Here is an 18,507-nt window from a genome sequence, read left to right as displayed (position 1 = left end):
GGTCGAAAGTCTGGGGGCGTAGGGGGCTAGACCGCATGGGTCCCTTCCTTCGCACTGAGAGCAAATTTTGAAAGGGGGGTTTCGCCATCCCCGTAGGGGATGAACCATGACGTTGACCGCGCTACTGGGCGGCGAAGGCACCCCGCCGGAGCCGGATTGGGAACAAGTCTTCGCTGACGTGCTCGACGTCGCGCTGGCCCATGATGAGTGGGGCCGCATCATTCGCGAGCTTCAAGAGGCTCAGACGATCACCCTCGCCAATGCTCACATGATCGAGCGCATGGTGCTCTACCGCGTCCAGTTCGAACGCGCCTCGCGTCAGGTTGCCGAGATCGGCACGATCGTGAAGGCCAAGCGGACCGGCGTCCCCCAGATCAGCCCGGCGTGGACCGTCATGCGTCAGGCCGGTGAAGAAATCCGCATCCTCGAGGTCGAACTCGGCATCCCGCCGGTTCGCCGCGGCAAGGCCGCCAAAGTGGTGAAGAAGCCCAAGACGCAACGGGCATCCGATGCATTCCTCCGACCGGTGGCCAAATGATCCGACGACGGCTTGGGCGCAGGCCGTCGTCGATGGCGACATCGTTGCCGGCGATCTCGTCCGGCTAACCTGCGAGCGACAACTCCGAGACATCCGCGACGGCGAGAAGCGCGGGCTCTACTGGCGTCCTGAAAGGGCCTCGCGGGCCTTGGCGTTCTTTCCGGCAGTTCTCTCCATCACTGAGGGCGCGAAGGCCGGCAAGCCGTTCCATCCGCTGCCCTGGCACGTCTTTACCATCGGTTCGCTCTTCGGTTGGCGGACGGCCGTGGATCGGATGCGCTGGCGCAATGCCTGGATGGAGACCGGCAAGGGACAGGCGAAGTCGCCGCTTATGGCTGGCATCGGCCTCTACATGATGGCGTGGTACGGCGTGCCGCGCGCGAAGGTCTTCGCAATCGGGCAGGACAAAAACACAGCGAACGTCCTGTTCAAGGATGCCGCCGCCATGTGCCGCGCGCCGATCCCGGTCGAGGACGGTGAAGAACTGGACGACGGCGACACGCTGGAAGCGCGGGGCGAGGTCATTATTCGAGGCGAGGGCGATAACGCCTGGAAGATCGAGCACCCGGAGACGGGCTCGCTGTTTCAGGCGCTCGCGAACGGCGACGCACCCTCCGGACCGAAGCCGACGCTGGTCTGCGCCGACGAAATCCACGAGTTCAAGTCGAACACGAGCCTGGAAATCTGGCGCGCGGCCATCGCGAAGATGCCTGGCGACGCGCTGATGATGCTGGGCACGAACACACCGGCCTCGACACAGTTTGTCGGGACCGACTACAGCGAGTTCTACCAGAAGGTGGCGCGCGGCGAGATCCGCGACGACGAAGCTTTCTCGTTCATCGCTCGCGTCGATAAGGCCGACCGCGAGAACGTCTTCGATAATGAGGCGTGCTGGCAGAAGGCGCTGCCGGCGCTAGGCATCACGTTCCCGATCGAGAACATTCGCGGGCAGGTCAACACGGCCCGCCAGATTCTCTCGACCGCGCTATCGGTGAAGCGCCTTTACTTCGGCATTCCGATCGGCGCTTCCGAGTTCTGGATCGCCGAAGAGGCCTGGAACGCGGTTCAGGGTTCGGTCGATGTGGAGAAGCTCAAGGGCTGCAAGTGCTGGCTGTCGCTGGACCTGTCGCAGAAGAACGACCTGACGGCTCTCTCGGCCGTCTGGCTAGGTCCTGACGATAAGCTCTATGTGAAGACTTGGTACTGGACGACGAAGGACGGCTTGGCCGACCGGGCGCGTAAGGATCAAGCTCCCTACGACCTTTGGGTCGAGCAGGGCTATCTGACGCCCGTCGACGGCGCGGTGATCGACAAGACCTTCGTCGCCGCTCAGGTCGCCGAGCTTTGCTCGGCCCACGACGTCCAGTTCTTGGCCTTCGACGTCGCCGGCATGGCGGATTTCGAGGCGGCCTGCGAGCGGATCGGCTTCGAGACCTGGAAATACAAAGGGCTAGGCGAGCCCGAAGGATACGGGCTCAAGCTCGTTTCGCACGCCCAAGGCACGCGCGTCGCTTTCGAGGACAAGCAGCTGTGCATGCCGCGGTCGATCGAGAAGCTCGAAGATCGGATCCTGACGAAGACGATCGTCATCGAACGGTCGCCGCTGACCTATTCCTGCGCGGCCAACGCTTACGTGACCTCGGACGGAATGAAGAACCGGGCCTTCGACAAGAAGCGCTCACGCGGTCGCATCGACGGCATGGTGACGATCGCCATGGGTGTCGGCGCGGCCACCAATGAAATGGGCGGGGGATCGATCGACATTGACGATCTGATCAAGAACGCGGTGGTGGTCTGATGGCGACATTTCGGCTGAGCGAGTGGTTCGGGAGCTTCTGGCGCCCGGTCCGCCGCAGCGAAGGCGCGCCGGCCGACGGCCCGCGAGAGGGGCAGCGTCCGGTCACCATCGACGCCGCGCTGCAGCTGGGAACGGTCTGGGCCTGCACTCGCCTTCTGTCCGAGACGATCGGCACCTTGCCCCTCCTTCTCTACCGGAAGGACAAGAAAGGCGGGCGTGAGGTCGACGGCAGCCATCCACTCTACGCGATTCTGCACGACAGCCCAAACGCCGACATGACAGCGGCAGAGTTCTGGGAGGCCATCATCGCGTCCCTCGCTCTCTGGGGCAACGGTTACGCCGAGATCAAGCGCAACGGCACGGGCCAGATCGTCGCTTTGAACTTTCTTGTGCCGGACAAGGTGAAGGTCGAGCGCAACGAGGCCGGGGCGCGCGTCTACACGGTGATCGACAAGACGAAGCGTCGTCAGGTGTCTGAGGCCCGCATGTTTCATGTGCGGGGCTTCGGTATCGGGGGCGACGTCGGCCTTTCTCCAGTCGGTTATGCTCGACGCACATTGGCGCTCTCGATCGACACCGACGACGCGGCCTCAAGCGCGATGCGCAACGGAGCCCGGCCGGCCGGCTTCCTGATCGTGCCGACGAAGACGACGAAGGATCAGAAGAAGGATCTTCGCGAGACCTTCATCGACCCGATCACCGGTCCGAACGCGACAGCGAAAGCCGGCATCCTCGAACAGGGGATGGATTGGAAGGAAACCAAGGGGCTTCCCCCGGAAGACCTGCAGCTGCTCCAATGCCGCGCCTTCGCCGTCGAAGAACTCTGCCGGTGGTTCAGGGTGCCCCCGTTTATGATCGGGCACACCGAGAAGACCACCAGCTGGGGCACCGGCCTCGAACAGCAGATGATCGGCTTCCTGACATTCTCCTTGCGCCCCTACCTGACGCGCATCGAGCAAGCGGTGAAGAAGCAGTTGCTTGGGCCGGCCGAACGCGCCGACGTTTACGCCGAGTTCGTGCTTGACGGTCTGATGCGCGCCGACAGCGCCGGCCGCGCGGCGATCTGGAACGTGATGGCCCAGAACGGCATCCGGACCCGCAACGAAATCCGGCAGAAGGAGAACCTTCCGCCAATGCCGGGGGGCGACGTCCTTACCGTGCAATCGAACCTCGTCCCGCTGGACCAGCTTGGGGCGATTACGGCCGGCGGCGACCAGCAGGCGCGCTCGGCCTTCATGAATTGGCTCGGCATCGGTGACGTGATCGCGGACGCGGTCAAGAGCGCCATGGTCGGTCACAACGGCGGGCCTCCGCTGGAGGATGAGCAATGAAACAGAAGCACGCCTCGCTGAAGGTTCGCGACTTCGACCTGGAAGTGAAAGCCGTCGAGGACGGCGGAACGTTCAAGGGCTACGGTTCGGTGTTCGGCGTCGTCGACAGCTATGGCGAGATCGTTGCGCCGGGCGCCTTTGCCGAGAGCCTTGCAGAAATCAAGGCCAAGGGCCGGCCGGTTCCTGTGCTCTGGCAGCACCGTTCCGGTCAGCCGATCGGCGTCTGGGATGAACTCGCCGAGGATACCAAGGGCCTTTTCGGCACCGCGCGCCTTCTGATCGAGGATTTGGCCTTGGCGAAGGAAGCGCACGCATTGATGCGCGTTGGCGCCGTGAGTGGCTTGTCGATCGGCTATTGGGTGCGTGAGTCCTCCTACGATGAGAAGACCGGCGTTCGCACGCTGACGAAGCTCGACCTGGTCGAAATTTCGCTCGTGACGTTCCCGGCGAACGACGAGGCGCGCGTTGACGCCATCAAGATGAAGCTGGCGCACGGCCAGCTTCCCACGATTTCCGAATTTGAGCGGCTCCTGCGCGAGGCAGGCTTCTCGAAAACGCAGGCTGCGGTGGTCGCCAACCGTGGTCTTCCGCATCTGCTCCGGAGCGAGTCCGAGGGCGCCGGCGAAAAGCAGGCCGCGATCGAGCGCATGAACTCCATGCTCGACGGCTTCTCCCTCCCCAGTCTCTAAACGGAGCATTCCATGCGAATTCCTTTGTTCGCGGCCGTCCTGATGGCGGTCGCGCTGACGACGTTTGGCCTGTTCGGCCCCGATGCCGCGCATGCGGCAACGCTGCCCGCCCTGTCCGTCGCGTCCCATCTCGACCTCACTCACGTTCTTTCGGCCGGCGTCATGGCGCTCGGCGCCGTGCATGATCCGCTGGCCTTTGAGCGCGGCCGCAAGAACAGCGGCGGCTCCGGCGGGGGCGGTGACGGCGAACTGGTCGGCCTAAGCCAGAAGCTCGGCGCCATCACCGATACGGTGAAGAACTTCGCCGAGGAGGTGAAGGGGCGGCTGGAGAAGGGCGACAGCCTCTCGACAGCTCTCAAGGAGCAGATCGACGAAGCCCTTCTCGGCATGAACGAGATGAAGAGCCGCGTTGCCGAACTCGAGCAGAAGGGCGCCCGCGAGCCCGGCGAGGGTGAAGTCGAGCGCAAGTCGCTCGGTCAGCTCGTCATCGACGATGAGGCGTTCAAGACCGGCGGCATGACGAGTTCGTCCCGCAAGGCGCTGCGCGTCCAAATGAGCCGCAAGGATATCACCAGCGGCAACGGCACGGTCGGCACCGTCCGAAGCCCGGGCAACTCGCTCGTGCCAGCGGATCGACAAGGCTCGATCGTCGCGCCGCCCCAGCGGCGCATGCGCATTCGCGACCTTCTGATGCCCGGCGAGACGGGCGCCGCCTCGATCGAATATCCGGTCGAAACGGGCTTCACGAACAACGCCGCGATGGTCGCCGAAGGCGCGACCAAGCCGAAGTCGGACATCACGTTCGAACTGAAGACGGCGAACGTTCGCACGCTCGCGCACATCTTCAAGGCCTCGCGTCAGATCATGGACGACGCGCCGGCCCTTCGCTCCTACATCGATGGTCGCGCCACCTACGGCCTCGAGTTCAAGGAAGAACTTCAGTTCCTGTTCGGCGATGGTACCGGCCAGAACCTGTTCGGTCTCGTGCCGCAGGCAACGGCCTTCGCCGTTCCGACTGGTATGGCGGCCGTCGCCTCGCCGACCGCGATCGATCGCCTGCGCATCGCCATCCTGCAGGTGATCCTCGCGGAATATCCGGCGTCCGCCTACGTTCTGAACCCGATCGATTGGGCGACGATCGAAATGCTGAAGGATGCCGGCGGCAATTACATCATCAGCAATCCCCAGGACGGCACCTCGCCGACCCTGTGGAACCTGCCTGTGGTGGCGACGCCGGCTATGACGCAGAACCGGTTCCTGACCGGTGCCTTCGACATGGCCGCGCAGATCTTCGATCGTATGGAGATCGAAGTCCTGCTTTCGACCGAGAACTCGGACGATTTCGAGCGCAACATGATGACGATCCGCGCCGAAGAGCGCGTCGCGCTCGCCACCTATCGTCCCGAGGCCTTCGTGCAGGGGCAGGTGAACCCGTCCTGATCGGCTGACAGCCTTTCGACAAGCGAAGCCCGCTTCCGGCCGGCTTCCCCTTCATCTGAGAGGATATCATGACCGATCTCATGGTTCGCGCCTTGCGCCCGTTCGAGGGCGTCGAGGGCTATAAGGACGAGACCAGCGAGCCGTTTGGCGTTTCGCAGGATCGCTACAAGGAACTCAGCGGCCGCGGCTTGGTCCGCGCCATGGGCGACGCGCTGCAGGCCGAAACCTCGAACGACGCGCTTGCCGCGGTTCTTTCCGATGCCGAGACACGCTTGCAGGCCGCCAAAGACGCCGCCGAGCAGGCCGTCGCGGCCGAAGAGGCGCGTGTTGCGCTCGCGAAAACGAACGCGGACGAGGCGATTGCGGCCGAGGAAGCTCGCGTCGCAGAAGCCAAGGCCGCCGCCGACCGGGCAGTCGAGGCTGAACAGGCACGCCTTCTGGCTATCACCAACGCCAATACGGGCGAAGATGGCGCGGCCAAGGTGGCAGACGAGGCCGAAAACAAGAAGGCCGACGAGCCGGATAATAAGGCCGCGCAGCGCCCCGCGAAGAAGGCCTCTTGAGCGTGCGCGTCGCCGTTATCGTCCCTCCCGCGCCGATCGCCACGCCGGCCGACATTCCGGGCGGGAATACCGACGACGCGCTTCTCCTTCTCATGATCTCGGCCGCTCAAGCCGAGATCGACGGACCGACCGGCTGGCTGGGCCGCGCGCTCGGTCCGCAGACGCTCGAACTCACGGCCGACGAATGGCCCTGCGAACTGCCTTATCCGCCATTCCTGGAACTCGTTTCCGCGAGCGTGGACGGTGTTCTTGTTCCAGGCATCACGGTTTCGTCGGTCGGCCGGCTGCGTGTTCCAGATGGCGCTCCTGCTGGCGAGGTCGTTCTGCGCTGGCGGGCAGGTTACGATGGCACCAAAACCCCGGCGGTGCCCGCCAACGCCAAGGCAGCTGTGATCCTCTCGACCAACATGCTGCGATCCATGAATCGCGACGACGTCTTCATCGAGCAGGAGCAGGTGAACGGCGTTGGTTCGACCACTTGGACCGTTTCAAAGGACGTCAGCGAGGCGATCGAGCGGACGATCGGCAACCTGCTCGCGCCATTGCGGGTGTGGTCATGAGCGCCGTTCCGTCCGCAGCGGCCGCTCAGCAGCGCGCCTATCGTCGGCAATTCGCCAAGAGCGGCGAGACCGTCACGTTTCGGCGTGGGACCGGCCCGACCGGCCGGAACATCAGCGTGCGTGCCAGGGTGACCACGTTCCGCGCCGATGAGATCGTGGGTGATATCCAGCAATCCGATCTGAAGGTCGTCGTGCTGGCCGAAGACGTGACGTTTGACCCGCCCTTCGAGAAGGGCGACCGCATTCTGGTCCACGGCAGGACCATGACGATCGTCGGGCCGCCGAACGACAAGACGCGCCGCGTCGGCGGCGTGCTGATCGCTTACGAGTTCGCGGTTCGGGGCTGATCATGGCGAAGCTGCAGAATGTGCGCACCGCGATCGATATCGCGCGGGCGGCAACGCTCGAGGCGACGCAGCGCGCCCTGGTCGAGACCGCCAAGCGCGAGCACGCCAAGATCATGAGCACCGTTCCGCGCCCGGGTGGCTTCCGCCGCTGGGTGGACGGGCGTGAGGGCGCGGCCGAGGAGACGGTGAAGGACTTCGGCGTCATCCAATACGAATACGAGCGGCTCGACATGGTGGCACAGTTTGCCATGGAAACGCTCTTCGATCTCAGTCCCGTCTTGAGCGGTGACTATCGAAACTCGCACACAATGTTCATTCGCGGCCGCGCCGTGAAGAACCTGCGCCGGCGTCGGGCGGGCGAGGAGATCTATATCTCCAGCTTCCTTCCGTATTCGCGCGTCATCGAAAACGGCTCGATGAAGATGCGCGTACCGGGCACGGACCAAGTCTACGCGCAGGCCAGTTGGATCGTGCACCGCCGCTTTGGCAACATCGCCAATGTCGGGTGGACGTGGATTGGAATTGCGGACGGGCGCGCCAACGGCGGGGCCATTCGCACGGGCAGCGGTGGTGCATTCGACCAGTCCGACGCCCGTTATCCCGCGCTCTGGATCGGGGAACTCGGATAATGGCGAACATTGCCGGCGCTGAGGCCGCGATCCTCACGCGCTTTCAGGCGAATTGGAGCCGCACGCCCATCGCCCTCCCGAACGGGCCCGAGATCGACAAAGCGAACTCGGACGGCGACTTCCAGCCGTGGGTGTTTTTCGAGACTGGCGTCTCCACAAGCAACCTGCGCGGCGTCGGCCGGCCGGGCGATCAGCTGTGGGAATATCTCGGCCTCATCACCATCCACGTCTTCGTTCCGGTGGGCATCGGCGCGGCGCCGGCTAAGGCGCTGGCAACCGAGGCCGGCGAAATCTTCCGGGCGGCCGAATTCTACCGGGAGACGCCCGGCTGCTGCGTGCGCTCTTGGGCGCCGCGCATCGATGGCGGCGGACCCGCCACGGACGACAAGAACTGGTGGCGCGTCACCGCGACCATCCCATTCGAGTACCTGCATCGCGGGTGACGGCGGACGGCAAGCCCGGCCGCCACGATCCTTGATGCAGGGCTTTTGACCCGGCGCATGGCGCCTTCCCAACATTGGAGACGAGCCGTGGGCTATCAGACCGGCCGAAATATCCTCGTGAACGTCAAGCCGGAAGCGAGCTATGGCGTGCTGCCCGACAACACGGGTGGCAAATCCTTCCGTGCCAACAGCGGCTCCGTGGCGCTCTCGAAGGAGCCGATCCGATCGGGCGAGAACCGCCGCGACGGCCAGCAGACGCGCGGCCGCCACGGCTCGAAGAGCGTTTCGGGCAGCTACACCGCCGATCTCAGCCTCGGTTCCTTCGACGACCTCTTCGCGGCCGTGTTCCGGGGGACGTGGGACACGCCGCTGGCGCTCTCCGGCCTGTCGGTCACGGCCGATGCCACCGCCAAGACGTTCACACGCTCGGCTGGCTCGTGGATTAGCGACGGCCTGCGCGTCGGCGACGTCGTGCGCTTCTCCGCCTTCTCGACCACGGCCAACAACGCCCGCAATCTGCGCGTCGTCGGCCTTACGGCGACGGTGATGACGGTGGCCGAGGCGCCCGTGACGGTGGGCTCGGCCCAGACCGGCGTCGGCCTGGCCCGGCCCAAAAAGCTGCTTCAGGGCGTCACGCCCCGCTCGTTCGCGGTCGAGGAGGCCGAGATCGACATCGACGGCTCGGAAGTCTTCACCGGCGTGCGCGTCGGCCAGATGCAGCTGAACCTACAGCCGAACGGCATGGCGACCGTCACGTTCTCGCTGGTCGGGCAGGACATGCAGGTGAAGGAGGGCGCGGAATCTCCCTATTTCGCTGCGGCGACCACGACCGTCTCGCTCGGCATGACGGCGGTGGAAGCGGTGATCCGGCTTGGCGACCGCGATGTTCTGGACATCAGCCAGGCGAGCCTTTCGATCAATCTGAACGCCGCCGGCTTCCCGGTGGTCGGATCGAACGTCACGCCGGACGTGTTCACCAACCTCGCGACCGTCGAGGGTTCGCTGACCGCGCTGCGCAACGACGTCAGCCGCGTGAAGAACTTCCTGAACGAGGATCAGCTGTCGCTGCATCTTCTGTTCACGGAGAACGAAAGCGAGCCGCGCGACTTCATTTCCTTCTACGTGCCAAATCTGACCCTTTCGAGCGCTACCAAGTCGGAACTCGGCTCGGACGGCCCGCGCACACAGCAGCTGGCGCTGATGATCGGCACCGACGACCGCGGCGGGGCCTTCGACCCCGTCATGGTCAAGATGCAGACGTCCGCCGCCTGACGCGGACGCCGAGCCGGGCGGCGCGCCTGCGCCTGCCATCCTCAACCCCATGAATGGAGGCCACCATGGCCGAAAAGAAGCCGGATGCCGAGCATCCGAAGGCGGCGGCTGTCCGCAAGGCGGCCGACGCGCTCTACGATGCCTTGGACGCGGCCCGCGCGGTCGGGCTCGCGGTCACCTGGCCGAGCCGACCGGAAGACTTGCTCGCCATCCTGATCAGCGAGACCGGTTCCGTGCGCGACGCCGCCGAAGCCGACGATCTCACCGGCATCAAGGTCGAGACGCGGCCCGCGACGGCCGACTGACCTTCACCAGATGCCCGCCGCACACGGGCCCCTCGTAGCGCGCGCGACAGCGGGCGGCGTGTCGGCGCCGCCCGATCCATTTCCTTTCGACAAAGGACAGAACTATGAACGCCATCGTCGACCTTTCCGCCTTCGTTCCGACCGATACGGCACTTCTCGAGATCCTCGCCCCCGGCGGCGTGAACGGCACCGGCTGGACCATCACCTTCGCGGGCCCGAGCCATCCGAAGGCCGTTGCCTACGCCGAAGAGAATTCGCGCAAGAACCTGCGCCGCCAGCGTCAGATCGAAGCCGCTCAGATCAATAACCGCAAGTTCAAGCCGGAAGAGCGCGAAGTCGATGAAGTGCGCCGCGAGAACGTCGCCTGGATCGTTGCGCGCATCCTCGACTGGACACCTGTGAAGCTTGGTCCCGGCGGTCCGGTCGCGTTCAGCGAAGAAGCTGCGTTCCAGATGCTGCTGGACCCCAACTATGGTTGGGTGTTCGCTCAGGTCGTCGAGTTCATGACGGATGAGCGGTCTTTTACGAAGGGCTCCGCGAAGACGTCCGACGCTTCGCCGAGCGCCACTTCGAACTCGGACTGATCGACCCGGAAACGGGCGTCAGCCATAGGGAGACCATCGAAGGGCTCCTGAAGCGCGCCCGCACGCCCGAGAAGCGGGAGGAACTGGAGTCCGAACTCCATTCCGACGCGCTTCCGCTGGCAGGACGGTATCTCTGGGACATCTTCACCCGCCTTCATAACCGTCGATCGTCCGGCGGGTTCGGGGTCAGTCCGATCACCTGGCCCGACATCGACGCCTTCGTGCGGCTGACCCGCTCCGCGCTCTCCCCTTGGGAAATCGAGGTCATCGAGGACTGCGACGCGGCCTTTCTTGGGGCCATCGCGAAGCGGGACGCCAAAACTGAAACGCGGTTCTCCGGCGAGGTGCCGGGGAACTGATCCCTTGCGCCTCCTGGAGCCCCTATGAGCAACGTCATCGTCACCGAACTTGTCGTTGATGCGCGTGGGGCCCAGCAGGGGACTGCGAACTACGATCGCGCCATGAAGGTGGCGCAGGCCGCGATCGATCGCATGCTTGATCGCGACAACGCCCTGCGCAACGCGATGGATCAGACATCCACCACGATGACGACGGCGGCCGGCACCGTGACGGGCGCGGCCAAAGCGTGGGAAAAGCTCCGCGCGGTGGCGGACCCCCACGTCACCCTCATGAAGAAGATCCAGCAGGCCATGCTGGACGCGGACGCGGCCGTCCGCCGGGGCATCACCACGCAGGCTGAGGCCGATCACGTCCTCGAGCAATATGTCCGGACGATGCAGGCCTCGTCCGTGGCCGGCCGAGAGGCGGCGCGCGAGGCGCAGTCGCTGGCCGCCGCTCAGGAGCGCGCCGCGCAGGCCGCCGCACGTAGCGCGGCCGCGCTGGACGATCTGCGGGCATCCCATGATGGCGTTTACGACGCGACGCGCCGAATGGCGCGCGAGGTCGATGAACTGGCGCAGCTGGAAAGCGCGGGCATCAAGATTGCCGGCGGCTACGCGGCGGCGCTCGACCGCATCATTCTGAAATACGACGAGACGGCTCAGGCGGCGGCCAAGGCCAAGGCCGCTCAGGCCGATATGATCCGGCAGGCACGCGAGGATCAGAACGCCGCCAACTCCAAGGCGTCGGCCGGCGCCAATCATGACAAGTTCAGCTCCTTCATGGGGGTTCGGTCTGGAACCTCGTCCTCCGCGCGCGACAGCGCGCAGGTGTTCGAGGAGGAGGCCCGCGCGGCCGAAAAGCTGCGCGAGGAATTGAACCCTCTCGGCGCGGCCTACGCCAAGATGCTGCAGCAGGTCGGCGCCTATGAGGCGATGGCGCGTCGAGGCACGATCTCGACCGACGAAATGTCGGCCGCCGTGCGTAAGGCGATCAACGGGTTTCACCAGCTGGCCGACAGCGAGGCCGCGCGCGAGACGCAGGCCTTGGCCGCCGAGCAGGATAGGGCGGCACAAGCCGCCTCCCGCCATGCGGCGATGCTGGACAATTTAAGGGCCTCGATCGACCCCGCCTATGCCTCCGCGCGCAACATGGCGCGTGAACTCAGCGAACTCACGATGCTGGAGAATGCCGGCATCAGGATTGCGGGCGGCTATGCGACGGCGCGCGAGAAGATCGCACGGAAATACGATGCGGGCGCGCAGGCTGCCGACAAGGAAGCGCGTGCCGTCGCGCAGCTGCGTGAGGAACTGAACCCCCTTGCGGCAGCCCATGCCCGGCTGAACGAAAAGCTCGAGTCCTACCAGGCGATGGCACGCCGTGGAGCGATCACGAGCGACGAACTGGCGCTTGCGACCAGCAAGGCGCGCCGCGAGTTCGACCACTCGGCACGCAACCTGCGCGGCGTTGGCGACGAGGCTCGGCTGTCGAGCCATCAGGTCCAGAACCTTGGGTACCAGCTGAACGATGCCGCGACGATGCTCCTGTCGGGCTCGTCGCCGTTCCAAGTCCTCGCCACTCAGGGCGGCCAAGTCGTGCAAGCGCTCGGCGACGGTCCCGGAGGCGTGAAGGGCGCTTTGAAGGTGATCGGGGACTCGGTCCTCGCCTTTGGGGCGCGATTGGGGCCTGTCGGCATTGCGATCGGTGTGCTCGGCGCGGCCGGCGCCGTCGCGCTCGCCATGTGGCCGAAGGTTCAGGACCGTATCGATCGCGTCAATGCGTCGGCGGAGAAGTTCGCCAACACCCTGCGGGACATTCGGCGCGGCAATGCCGACCTGGCGGATGTCATCGAGCAGGGCGTCAATCGATCCCTGACCATGGGTCCCGACATGCTTCGGGATCGTCTCGCCGCCGAACAACAACGCCAGATCGACGCGACGGAGCAGGCGCGCAAAGGCGTCGGCCAGTCCGCGTTCTTCGGCGTTGGCTTCAACCCCCTGAATTGGGGAAAAGACGCCATCCAGACCCTCAGTGGCGGGGTCGACGTGCGCGACCTGCAGGATCTGGCCGCCGAGTTTGTCAACGGCACCAAGTCCGCATCCGAGTTTCGCCAGGAACTGGACCGGCTGCAGGCGACCGGCGAGGTGCCACGCTATCTTCATGGCACGATCGATGAAGTTACCAAGCTGACCGACGCCGCGATCGACGCGGAAGCCAAGATCAAGCAGCTGAAGGATGGACTCGATAACCTGCGCATCGCGAAGCAGGCGGCGGACGACGCGGAGAAGGCCGGTACGGCCTACGAGAAGTTCCGCGGTGCCGGCTTCGATCTCGAGACGCTCAAGACCGAGCGCCAGCGCATCAACGAGGCGTTCGAGAAGTTCAAGTCGACGTCCATGGGGCCGCTCAACCCCAAGGATGTGCAGCGCTACAACGAGGCGCTCCGCCAGCTTGATGTGCAGGACGAGCGCGCCCGTAAGGGACGTGAGCTCGACATTCAGCAGCTCGGCGCACGCACCGTCGCCGAGCGCGCCCGGATTGCGGCCGAGCGCGAGCGGCTGAACCTCACCATTCCGGGGATCAATCAGGAGAAGGTGGCAGCGGACGCGGCGGCTGCCTCGCAGATGGTCTATGCTGAGGCGGCGGAATCTGCGGCCGAGGCTCTTCGATCGTCGAAGGATGCCTATGCGCAGGCCGGCCTGGACGGTTACGCCGGCCAGATCGCGGCGATCAACGCGCAATACGCCCGCCAGATCGAACTCGCCCAAGGGTCGGAGGCGGCTGTCCGTTCGCTCACCGAAGCGCGTGATCTCGACCTCAAGGCGCTGGAGGTCGGCGCCCGCAAAAGCTTGTTCGATGGTCAGGAAGAAGAACTGCGCCGGCTCCAGATGGAAGCGGGGCTGATCGGCCAGAACGACGACGTGCGCCGCAAGGCTGTCGTCACTCTGCAGGCGGAGGCTGAACTCCGGCGCCAGGGGATCGACCTGAACAGCGAGTGGGGCCGAACCTATGTCACCAACGCCCAGCAAATCTCCGACATGGACGATGCGCTGATGAAGCAGCAGAAGGTGTTCGATGGGCTGAAAGACGCAGCGCAGGGGTTCTTCGAGGCTCTTTCGTCGGGCAGCGGCATCATGGACGCGCTGTCGAGCACCTTTGGACGCTTTGCTCAGCAGCTCGCGTCCAAAGGCTTCGATCAGGTTTTCGGTGGCTTGCTCGGCAAAGGTGGGGCGAGCGCGCCCAGCGTTGCCGGCGCTATCACACAAGCCGCGTCCCAAATTCCGGCCTACGGTAGCGGTATGGCCATGGAGCGGACGCTTGCCGCTCCGGTTGGAGCGGTCACCCGCACCGCTCTGCCTCCGATCGTAACGGGAGACGGCTTCTCGCCTACGAAGGCTGCATCCGTCGCGCGTCAGTCGGTGCCGGCGCAAATCTGGGACTTCTTTGCGGCCAAGGGGCTTGCATCGCACCAGATCGCCGGGATCATGGGGCAGGCCAAAGCCGAAAGCTCCTTTAATCCCACTGCCGTCGGCGACAACGGACAGGCGTTCGGCCTCTTTCAGCACAATGATCGAAAGCAGAGCCTCTTCAACTACATCGGGGGACGCCAGAACCTTTCGGACGTCAACGCGCAGTTGGAGTTCGTCTGGAAGGAACTGAACACGACGGAGGGCGCGGCCTACAAGCGCTTGCTCGCCGCGCGGGATTATTTCGAGGCCAACGAGGCCATGATCAGCTTCGAGCGCCCCTCCGGATACGAAAAGGGCGTCAAAAATGCGCATAATTATAGCGGGCGCCTCGCATACACGAAGGAGGCCTACGAAACCTACAGCGGCAGCGTCGCGGCCTCACCGCGAGAGACCCAGAGGACAATCGAAAAGGCTACGGCTGCGGGCGTTCAAAAAGGCATAGAATCCTCGACATACGATCGCCCAGATTACGATTCTTCCTCCCGCGGGAGCGGCGAAGGCCTGTTCGGCAAGCGCGGCATGGCCGGGATGGAAGTCGCTGGCGCTGCAATTGGAGCTTTCAGCAACGGCTATTCCTCCGGTTCGCCACTCTCGGGCGGCATTGGCGGCATCTTCAGCGGCCTGGGCGCGTCTCAATCGATCGCCACGGCCTTCCCGAGCCTGGCCGGCATCGCGGGTCCTATCGGGATGATCGGGGGCGCTGCCCTCGGCATCATCGGCGGCATCATCGGCGCCCGAAAGAAGCGTGAGGAGGCTCACAAGCAGGCGGCCGCGCAGTGGGAGCAGATGCTTCCGCAATACCGCGCCTATCAGGACCGAATGAAGGATGGTGTCGGCCCCAACAGTGGCTTGCGCTCAGCCTTCGCGGCCGACGATCAGGCCCTCAACGACTTCATGAAGACCGGCGGTGCGGCGTGGAAGCTCGGTAGCGGCAATTCCTCTGCCGAGTTCTGGCAGACGGGGCTCAATCGCTACACCTATCAGGATCGCACGAAAGCAGCCTTTCGCGACAGCTTCGGCGCAGCAGAAAGCGGCCTTCTCTCGGGTCAGGGGCTTGAAGGCCCTTGGGTCAAAGCGCGGGATGCGGTCCGCGAGGCCGCCAAGGCGATGCTGACCTTTGTCGATGACGCGAAGGTGTCGTTCGGGGAGGGGGCTGCCGAGGTCGAGCGGGCGCGAGAGGCTGGCGTCGCGCAGCTGCGATCCGTTCTTCGTGGCGCGGACAAGCTGACCAGCGTCCAGTCCGGCATTCAGTCCCTGGAGGGCGGTGCGGCGGCACTCCGCACGGAACTGGTCAAGCTCGGGCTGACCAGTGAGGACGTCGCCCGCGTCGTAGGCGAGGATCTCGCCGCCGGCATGGGCAAGATGCGATCCGACTTCGAGAGGGGCATTGCCGATCAGGTCGCAGACCTCAACGGCAAGGGCTATATGTCGAAGGTCCGAGATCTCATCGACACCTTCCGCGCGACGCAGGAGGACGCGGCGAGGCTGGGCGCAGACACCTCCCTGTTGCCGACCCTGTTCCAGAAACAGGCGCAGGCGATCGTGGACGGGGCCGATCTTTCGGCTGATGGCCTGACCGAACTGGTCAAGGTCTTTCCTCAGCTTTCGGGGGTAGTGCGGACGGCTACGACCGATCTCGATAACGCGGTGACCACGGCGCAGGGTAACCTGCGCACGGCGTTCGAGCGAGTGATGAGTTTCGTGGACAGCTTGCGGGCGTTCAAGGACAGCATTCGGCTCGACAGCAATCTCTCGACGTTGGGTCCGCAGGAGCGACTGCTTGAAGCGCAGACCAAGTTCCGGGAGGCGTCGGAAAAGGCGGCTAAGGGCGATGCCGAGGCGCAGGGCAAGCTGATCGAACTCAGCCGGGGCTACCTGGACGAGTCGAAGAGCTACTACGCATCGTCGGAAGCCTACTTCGCGGCCTTTGACGAGGTGCAGAAGGTCTTGAGCCGAACGGAGACGGCGGCGATGTCCGAACTGGACATGGCTAAGTCTCAGTACGGCGCGCTGCTGGCGATCGACACCTCGGTGAAGTCGGTGACGGAAGCCATTGCCGCGCTCAACGCCGCTCAGGCGGCACGGGACGCGGCGCAGGTGATCTCGTTGCAGCAGTATGTCCAGGCGCTCAACCCGACCGCCAACTTGCCAGCAGCGGCGCAGCCCGCTCCAACGCCTGCGGTCACATCAACACCTGCGGCAACGGCCACCGCTGCCGCCGGTCCTGCCATGGAGTATCGCAACGGCCTCGCTGGACGGACTTTCAGCTTCAACGGCGCGTCCGTGTGGTTGAAGCAGGGCGGCACATTTGAGGAGGCGTTCAACGCGTGGAGCCAGGAATATGGCTATTACAACGCGGGGATTGCGCCTCACTTCATGACGGCTTGGAAGCAGGCCGGCTTCGTGAATGGCGGCCTCGTTGGCTACCAGGACGGTGGCTTGGTCGCAAACGGCATCTGGAACGTCGATAGCGTTCTGGCTCGCCATGCGAACGGCGGAATGGTTGGTCTTGCGGGCGGCGAGATGGTCATCAAGGCCCCTCACGTCACCAGCCAGACCTATCCCATCCTCGACACGATCAACCGGACGGGACGGGCGCCTGCTTCGTCTGGAGGGGCCGCCCGTAGCGATCGGGGCGAACTCGCGGAGTTAAGGGCCCTGCGTGACGACATTCGTAAACTGGCGGAGACCATCGTCGCATCGGACGACAGGACCCGACAGACGATCGGAGAAACGTCAGAGGCAGAACAACGGAGGGGTGCCAGTTCGGACCGACTGGCGGCGAGGCGAGCAACGATCAAAGCGCCATGAGATGCTTTGATCGTTCAGTCCCTGCCCGATTATGTGAATGCAAAAAGCGATCAAACCCTAAGGTCACTATTTCAACTGGTGGCCGATTAGCCATCCAGAGGGGGGAAGCCTTTTCTGCGGCACATCTCGGTTACGACGATTTTCTCTATCTCAGTCCCGCCGATCTTCTGGACAGATACGAACCGATCGTCTCCCATGGCGAAAAATGGCTGGTTGCCGACGTAACCGCCATAGCTGTTTCGGCTGTTCACGAAGCCACAGTAGTAGATGAGGCCGCTTTGGGCCTTCCTAGCATATATCACGGGGAAGCGAGCGCTATCGGGGTCCTTCAAGACCTTCTCGAATGCGTCAGCAATAGCCGAATTATCCTTGGTTGTGGGGCGATATATCTCGGTTACTTCGTCAGGCTGCTGCGTCACTGTTTGACATCCCGACAACCCCAAGCACGTCGCTGCCGCAAGAAGAAAACCACGCATAACGGCCCCTCATCCATCTGTGGTTGAGAACGCCATAACCGAACGCTCGTGTCCATCAGGCACGAAGACCATTCACAGGCTCGCTTCGGCGGGCCTTTTCTTTTGAAGGCGCGCCTATGTCCGCGATGACGAACTACCTGGAGAAGAAGCTTCTCGACCACACGCTCGGCAAGGCGGCCTACACCATGCCGACCAACGTCTATCTCGCACTGTTCACGGCCGATCCGGGCGAGACCGGCAGCCTGTCGGCAGAGGTTTCGGCGGGCGGCTATGCCCGGTATGGGATCACGCCCGGCATGGCTGCGGCGGATGCCAGCGCCGGCACATCATCCAACACAGCAGCCGTCACCTTCGGGCCGGCCTCGGCCGATTGGGGCACGATCACCCACATCGCGGTCATGGACGCGGCGAGCGGCGGCAACATGCTGCTCTACGGCGCGCTGGCCGTCTCCAAGGTCATCAATTCCGGCGATAGCCTCCAGTTCGCGGTCGGGCAGCTCACCATCACCTTCGCATGAGGTAGGCCATGCTCGGCCAGTCCCCGCTTTCCACGGCCGCGCTATCGGCTGCGCCGCACGCCGGGTCTGCCGAGTTGCAGGCGAGGGCGCTTGTCGCGGCGACTGCCACGTACCGGGTCAATGTCGCCGCCAATCTCAACGCGCGCGCCACGATCATCGCGCGAGCCGGGCGCGTCCAGCCGGCGCGGGCCAGCCTTACCGGACGGGCGACCTCGGCCGCCGACGCCGACGCGACCTATGCCGTTACCGCCATTCTCGCTGCCGTCTGCGCCCTTTCGGGCGGCGCGCCCATGCCCATCCGGCGCAGCCCCGCGACCCTGACCGCCGTCGCGTTGCTCGATGTCGCGCCGCGCACGTCGTTCGAGGATCTGATCGCCGGCAACGGCCGACGCCG

Annotated in this window: 18 protein-coding genes; 17 read left to right on the top strand and 1 reads right to left on the bottom strand. The window is 64.6% G+C overall.

Annotation, left to right across the window (positions count from 1 at the left end; all coding sequences use genetic code 11):
* Positions 1 to 106 precede the first annotated feature (106 nt).
* From NS365_RS21455 to NS365_RS21390, 15 genes are all read left to right on the top strand, one after another.
* Positions 107 to 538 carry a P27 family phage terminase small subunit gene (locus NS365_RS21455; protein WP_058602341.1) on the top strand — a complete coding sequence of 144 codons (432 nt, stop codon included), beginning with the start codon at positions 107 to 109 and terminating at the stop codon, positions 536 to 538.
* A 148-nt stretch (positions 539 to 686) separates the two neighbouring features.
* Positions 687 to 2,336 carry a terminase large subunit gene (locus tag NS365_RS21450; protein WP_244498527.1) on the top strand — a complete coding sequence of 550 codons (1,650 nt, stop codon included), beginning with the start codon at positions 687 to 689 and terminating at the stop codon, positions 2,334 to 2,336.
* Positions 2,336 to 3,667 (top strand): phage portal protein, encoded by a 1,332-nt coding sequence (locus NS365_RS21445; RefSeq protein ID WP_058602339.1) that lies wholly within the window; start codon positions 2,336 to 2,338, stop codon positions 3,665 to 3,667. Before NS365_RS21450 ends, NS365_RS21445 begins: the two co-directional genes overlap by 1 nt.
* Before the next feature lie 44 nt (positions 3,668 to 3,711).
* Complete coding sequence (locus NS365_RS21440; protein ID WP_244498526.1) at positions 3,712 to 4,356, top strand: HK97 family phage prohead protease; 645 nt, start codon at positions 3,712 to 3,714, stop codon at positions 4,354 to 4,356.
* A gap of 12 nt (positions 4,357 to 4,368) precedes the next feature.
* Entirely contained in the window at positions 4,369 to 5,796 is a 1,428-nt protein-coding gene (locus NS365_RS21435) for a phage major capsid protein (RefSeq protein WP_244498525.1), read from the top strand.
* A gap of 68 nt (positions 5,797 to 5,864) precedes the next feature.
* The gene (locus tag NS365_RS21430; RefSeq protein ID WP_058602337.1) at positions 5,865 to 6,359 is read left to right on the top strand and encodes a hypothetical protein; all 495 of its coding nucleotides are present in this window, start codon (positions 5,865 to 5,867) and stop codon (positions 6,357 to 6,359) included.
* A gap of 92 nt (positions 6,360 to 6,451) precedes the next feature.
* A complete protein-coding gene (locus tag NS365_RS21425; RefSeq protein ID WP_153003890.1) occupies positions 6,452 to 6,919 on the top strand; it encodes a hypothetical protein in 468 nt (155 codons plus the stop codon).
* The gene (locus NS365_RS21420; RefSeq protein WP_058602335.1) at positions 6,916 to 7,266 is read left to right on the top strand and encodes a hypothetical protein; all 351 of its coding nucleotides are present in this window, start codon (positions 6,916 to 6,918) and stop codon (positions 7,264 to 7,266) included. The genes NS365_RS21425 and NS365_RS21420 overlap by 4 nt, the downstream gene beginning before the upstream one ends.
* A gap of 2 nt (positions 7,267 to 7,268) precedes the next feature.
* Entirely contained in the window at positions 7,269 to 7,895 is a 627-nt protein-coding gene (locus NS365_RS21415; RefSeq protein ID WP_058602334.1) for a hypothetical protein, read from the top strand.
* Entirely contained in the window at positions 7,895 to 8,338 is a 444-nt protein-coding gene (locus tag NS365_RS21410; protein WP_058602333.1) for a phage tail terminator-like protein, read from the top strand. Before NS365_RS21415 ends, NS365_RS21410 begins: the two co-directional genes overlap by 1 nt.
* Before the next feature lie 87 nt (positions 8,339 to 8,425).
* Positions 8,426 to 9,610, top strand: a complete 1,185-nt coding sequence (locus NS365_RS21405; RefSeq protein ID WP_058602332.1) for a phage tail tube protein — start codon at positions 8,426 to 8,428, stop codon at positions 9,608 to 9,610.
* A 65-nt stretch (positions 9,611 to 9,675) separates the two neighbouring features.
* Complete coding sequence (locus NS365_RS21400; RefSeq protein ID WP_058602331.1) at positions 9,676 to 9,915, top strand: hypothetical protein; 240 nt, start codon at positions 9,676 to 9,678, stop codon at positions 9,913 to 9,915.
* Positions 9,916 to 10,019: 104 nt separating this feature from the next.
* Entirely contained in the window at positions 10,020 to 10,499 is a 480-nt protein-coding gene (locus NS365_RS21395) for a hypothetical protein (protein WP_058602330.1), read from the top strand.
* Positions 10,496 to 10,858, top strand: coding sequence for a phage tail assembly chaperone (locus NS365_RS25385; RefSeq protein WP_430515437.1), 363 nt, complete (start codon positions 10,496 to 10,498; stop codon positions 10,856 to 10,858). The genes NS365_RS21395 and NS365_RS25385 overlap by 4 nt, the downstream gene beginning before the upstream one ends.
* Positions 10,859 to 11,389: 531 nt before the next feature.
* Positions 11,390 to 17,119 (top strand): phage tail tip lysozyme, encoded by a 5,730-nt coding sequence (locus NS365_RS21390; RefSeq protein ID WP_206612162.1) that lies wholly within the window; start codon positions 11,390 to 11,392, stop codon positions 17,117 to 17,119.
* 86 nt (positions 17,120 to 17,205) lie between these two features.
* Here the strand turns inward: NS365_RS21390 and NS365_RS21385 are convergent, their stop codons facing one another.
* Positions 17,206 to 17,538, bottom strand: a complete 333-nt coding sequence (locus tag NS365_RS21385) for a hypothetical protein (protein ID WP_153003889.1) — start codon at positions 17,536 to 17,538, stop codon at positions 17,206 to 17,208.
* A 173-nt stretch (positions 17,539 to 17,711) separates the two neighbouring features.
* Between NS365_RS21385 and NS365_RS21380 the strand changes: the two genes are divergently transcribed.
* Both NS365_RS21380 and NS365_RS21375 read left to right on the top strand, forming a co-directional pair.
* A complete protein-coding gene (locus NS365_RS21380; RefSeq protein WP_058602327.1) occupies positions 17,712 to 18,113 on the top strand; it encodes a phage tail fiber protein in 402 nt (133 codons plus the stop codon).
* Between the two features lie 8 nt (positions 18,114 to 18,121).
* A partial coding sequence (locus tag NS365_RS21375) for a hypothetical protein (protein ID WP_206612161.1) occupies positions 18,122 to 18,507 on the top strand: 386 nt, incomplete at its 3' end.

The sequence above is a fragment of the Aureimonas ureilytica genome (assembly GCF_001475935.1).
GTDB lineage: Bacteria > Pseudomonadota > Alphaproteobacteria > Rhizobiales > Rhizobiaceae > Aureimonas > Aureimonas ureilytica_A.
Note: the sequence above shows the minus strand (reverse complement) of the source record. Positions and strands in the feature narration are given on the sequence as shown.

Bases quoted from the DNA above. Each gene is read 5' to 3' on its own strand.
- NS365_RS21455 (WP_058602341.1), top strand. From the start codon at position 107: ATGACGTTGACCGCGCTACTGGGCGGCGAAGGCACCCCGCCGGAGCCG.
- NS365_RS21445 (WP_058602339.1), top strand. From the start codon at position 2,336: ATGGCGACATTTCGGCTGAGCGAGTGGTTCGGGAGCTTCTGGCGCCCG.
- NS365_RS21435 (WP_244498525.1), top strand. From the start codon at position 4,369: ATGCGAATTCCTTTGTTCGCGGCCGTCCTGATGGCGGTCGCGCTGACG.
- NS365_RS21430 (WP_058602337.1), top strand. From the start codon at position 5,865: ATGACCGATCTCATGGTTCGCGCCTTGCGCCCGTTCGAGGGCGTCGAG.
- NS365_RS21425 (WP_153003890.1), top strand. From the start codon at position 6,452: ATGATCTCGGCCGCTCAAGCCGAGATCGACGGACCGACCGGCTGGCTG.
- NS365_RS21420 (WP_058602335.1), top strand. From the start codon at position 6,916: ATGAGCGCCGTTCCGTCCGCAGCGGCCGCTCAGCAGCGCGCCTATCGT.
- NS365_RS21415 (WP_058602334.1), top strand. From the start codon at position 7,269: ATGGCGAAGCTGCAGAATGTGCGCACCGCGATCGATATCGCGCGGGCG.
- NS365_RS21410 (WP_058602333.1), top strand. From the start codon at position 7,895: ATGGCGAACATTGCCGGCGCTGAGGCCGCGATCCTCACGCGCTTTCAG.
- NS365_RS21400 (WP_058602331.1), top strand. From the start codon at position 9,676: ATGGCCGAAAAGAAGCCGGATGCCGAGCATCCGAAGGCGGCGGCTGTC.
- NS365_RS21395 (WP_058602330.1), top strand. From the start codon at position 10,020: ATGAACGCCATCGTCGACCTTTCCGCCTTCGTTCCGACCGATACGGCA.
- NS365_RS21390 (WP_206612162.1), top strand. From the start codon at position 11,390: ATGGCGCGCGAGGTCGATGAACTGGCGCAGCTGGAAAGCGCGGGCATC.
- NS365_RS21380 (WP_058602327.1), top strand. From the start codon at position 17,712: ATGTCCGCGATGACGAACTACCTGGAGAAGAAGCTTCTCGACCACACG.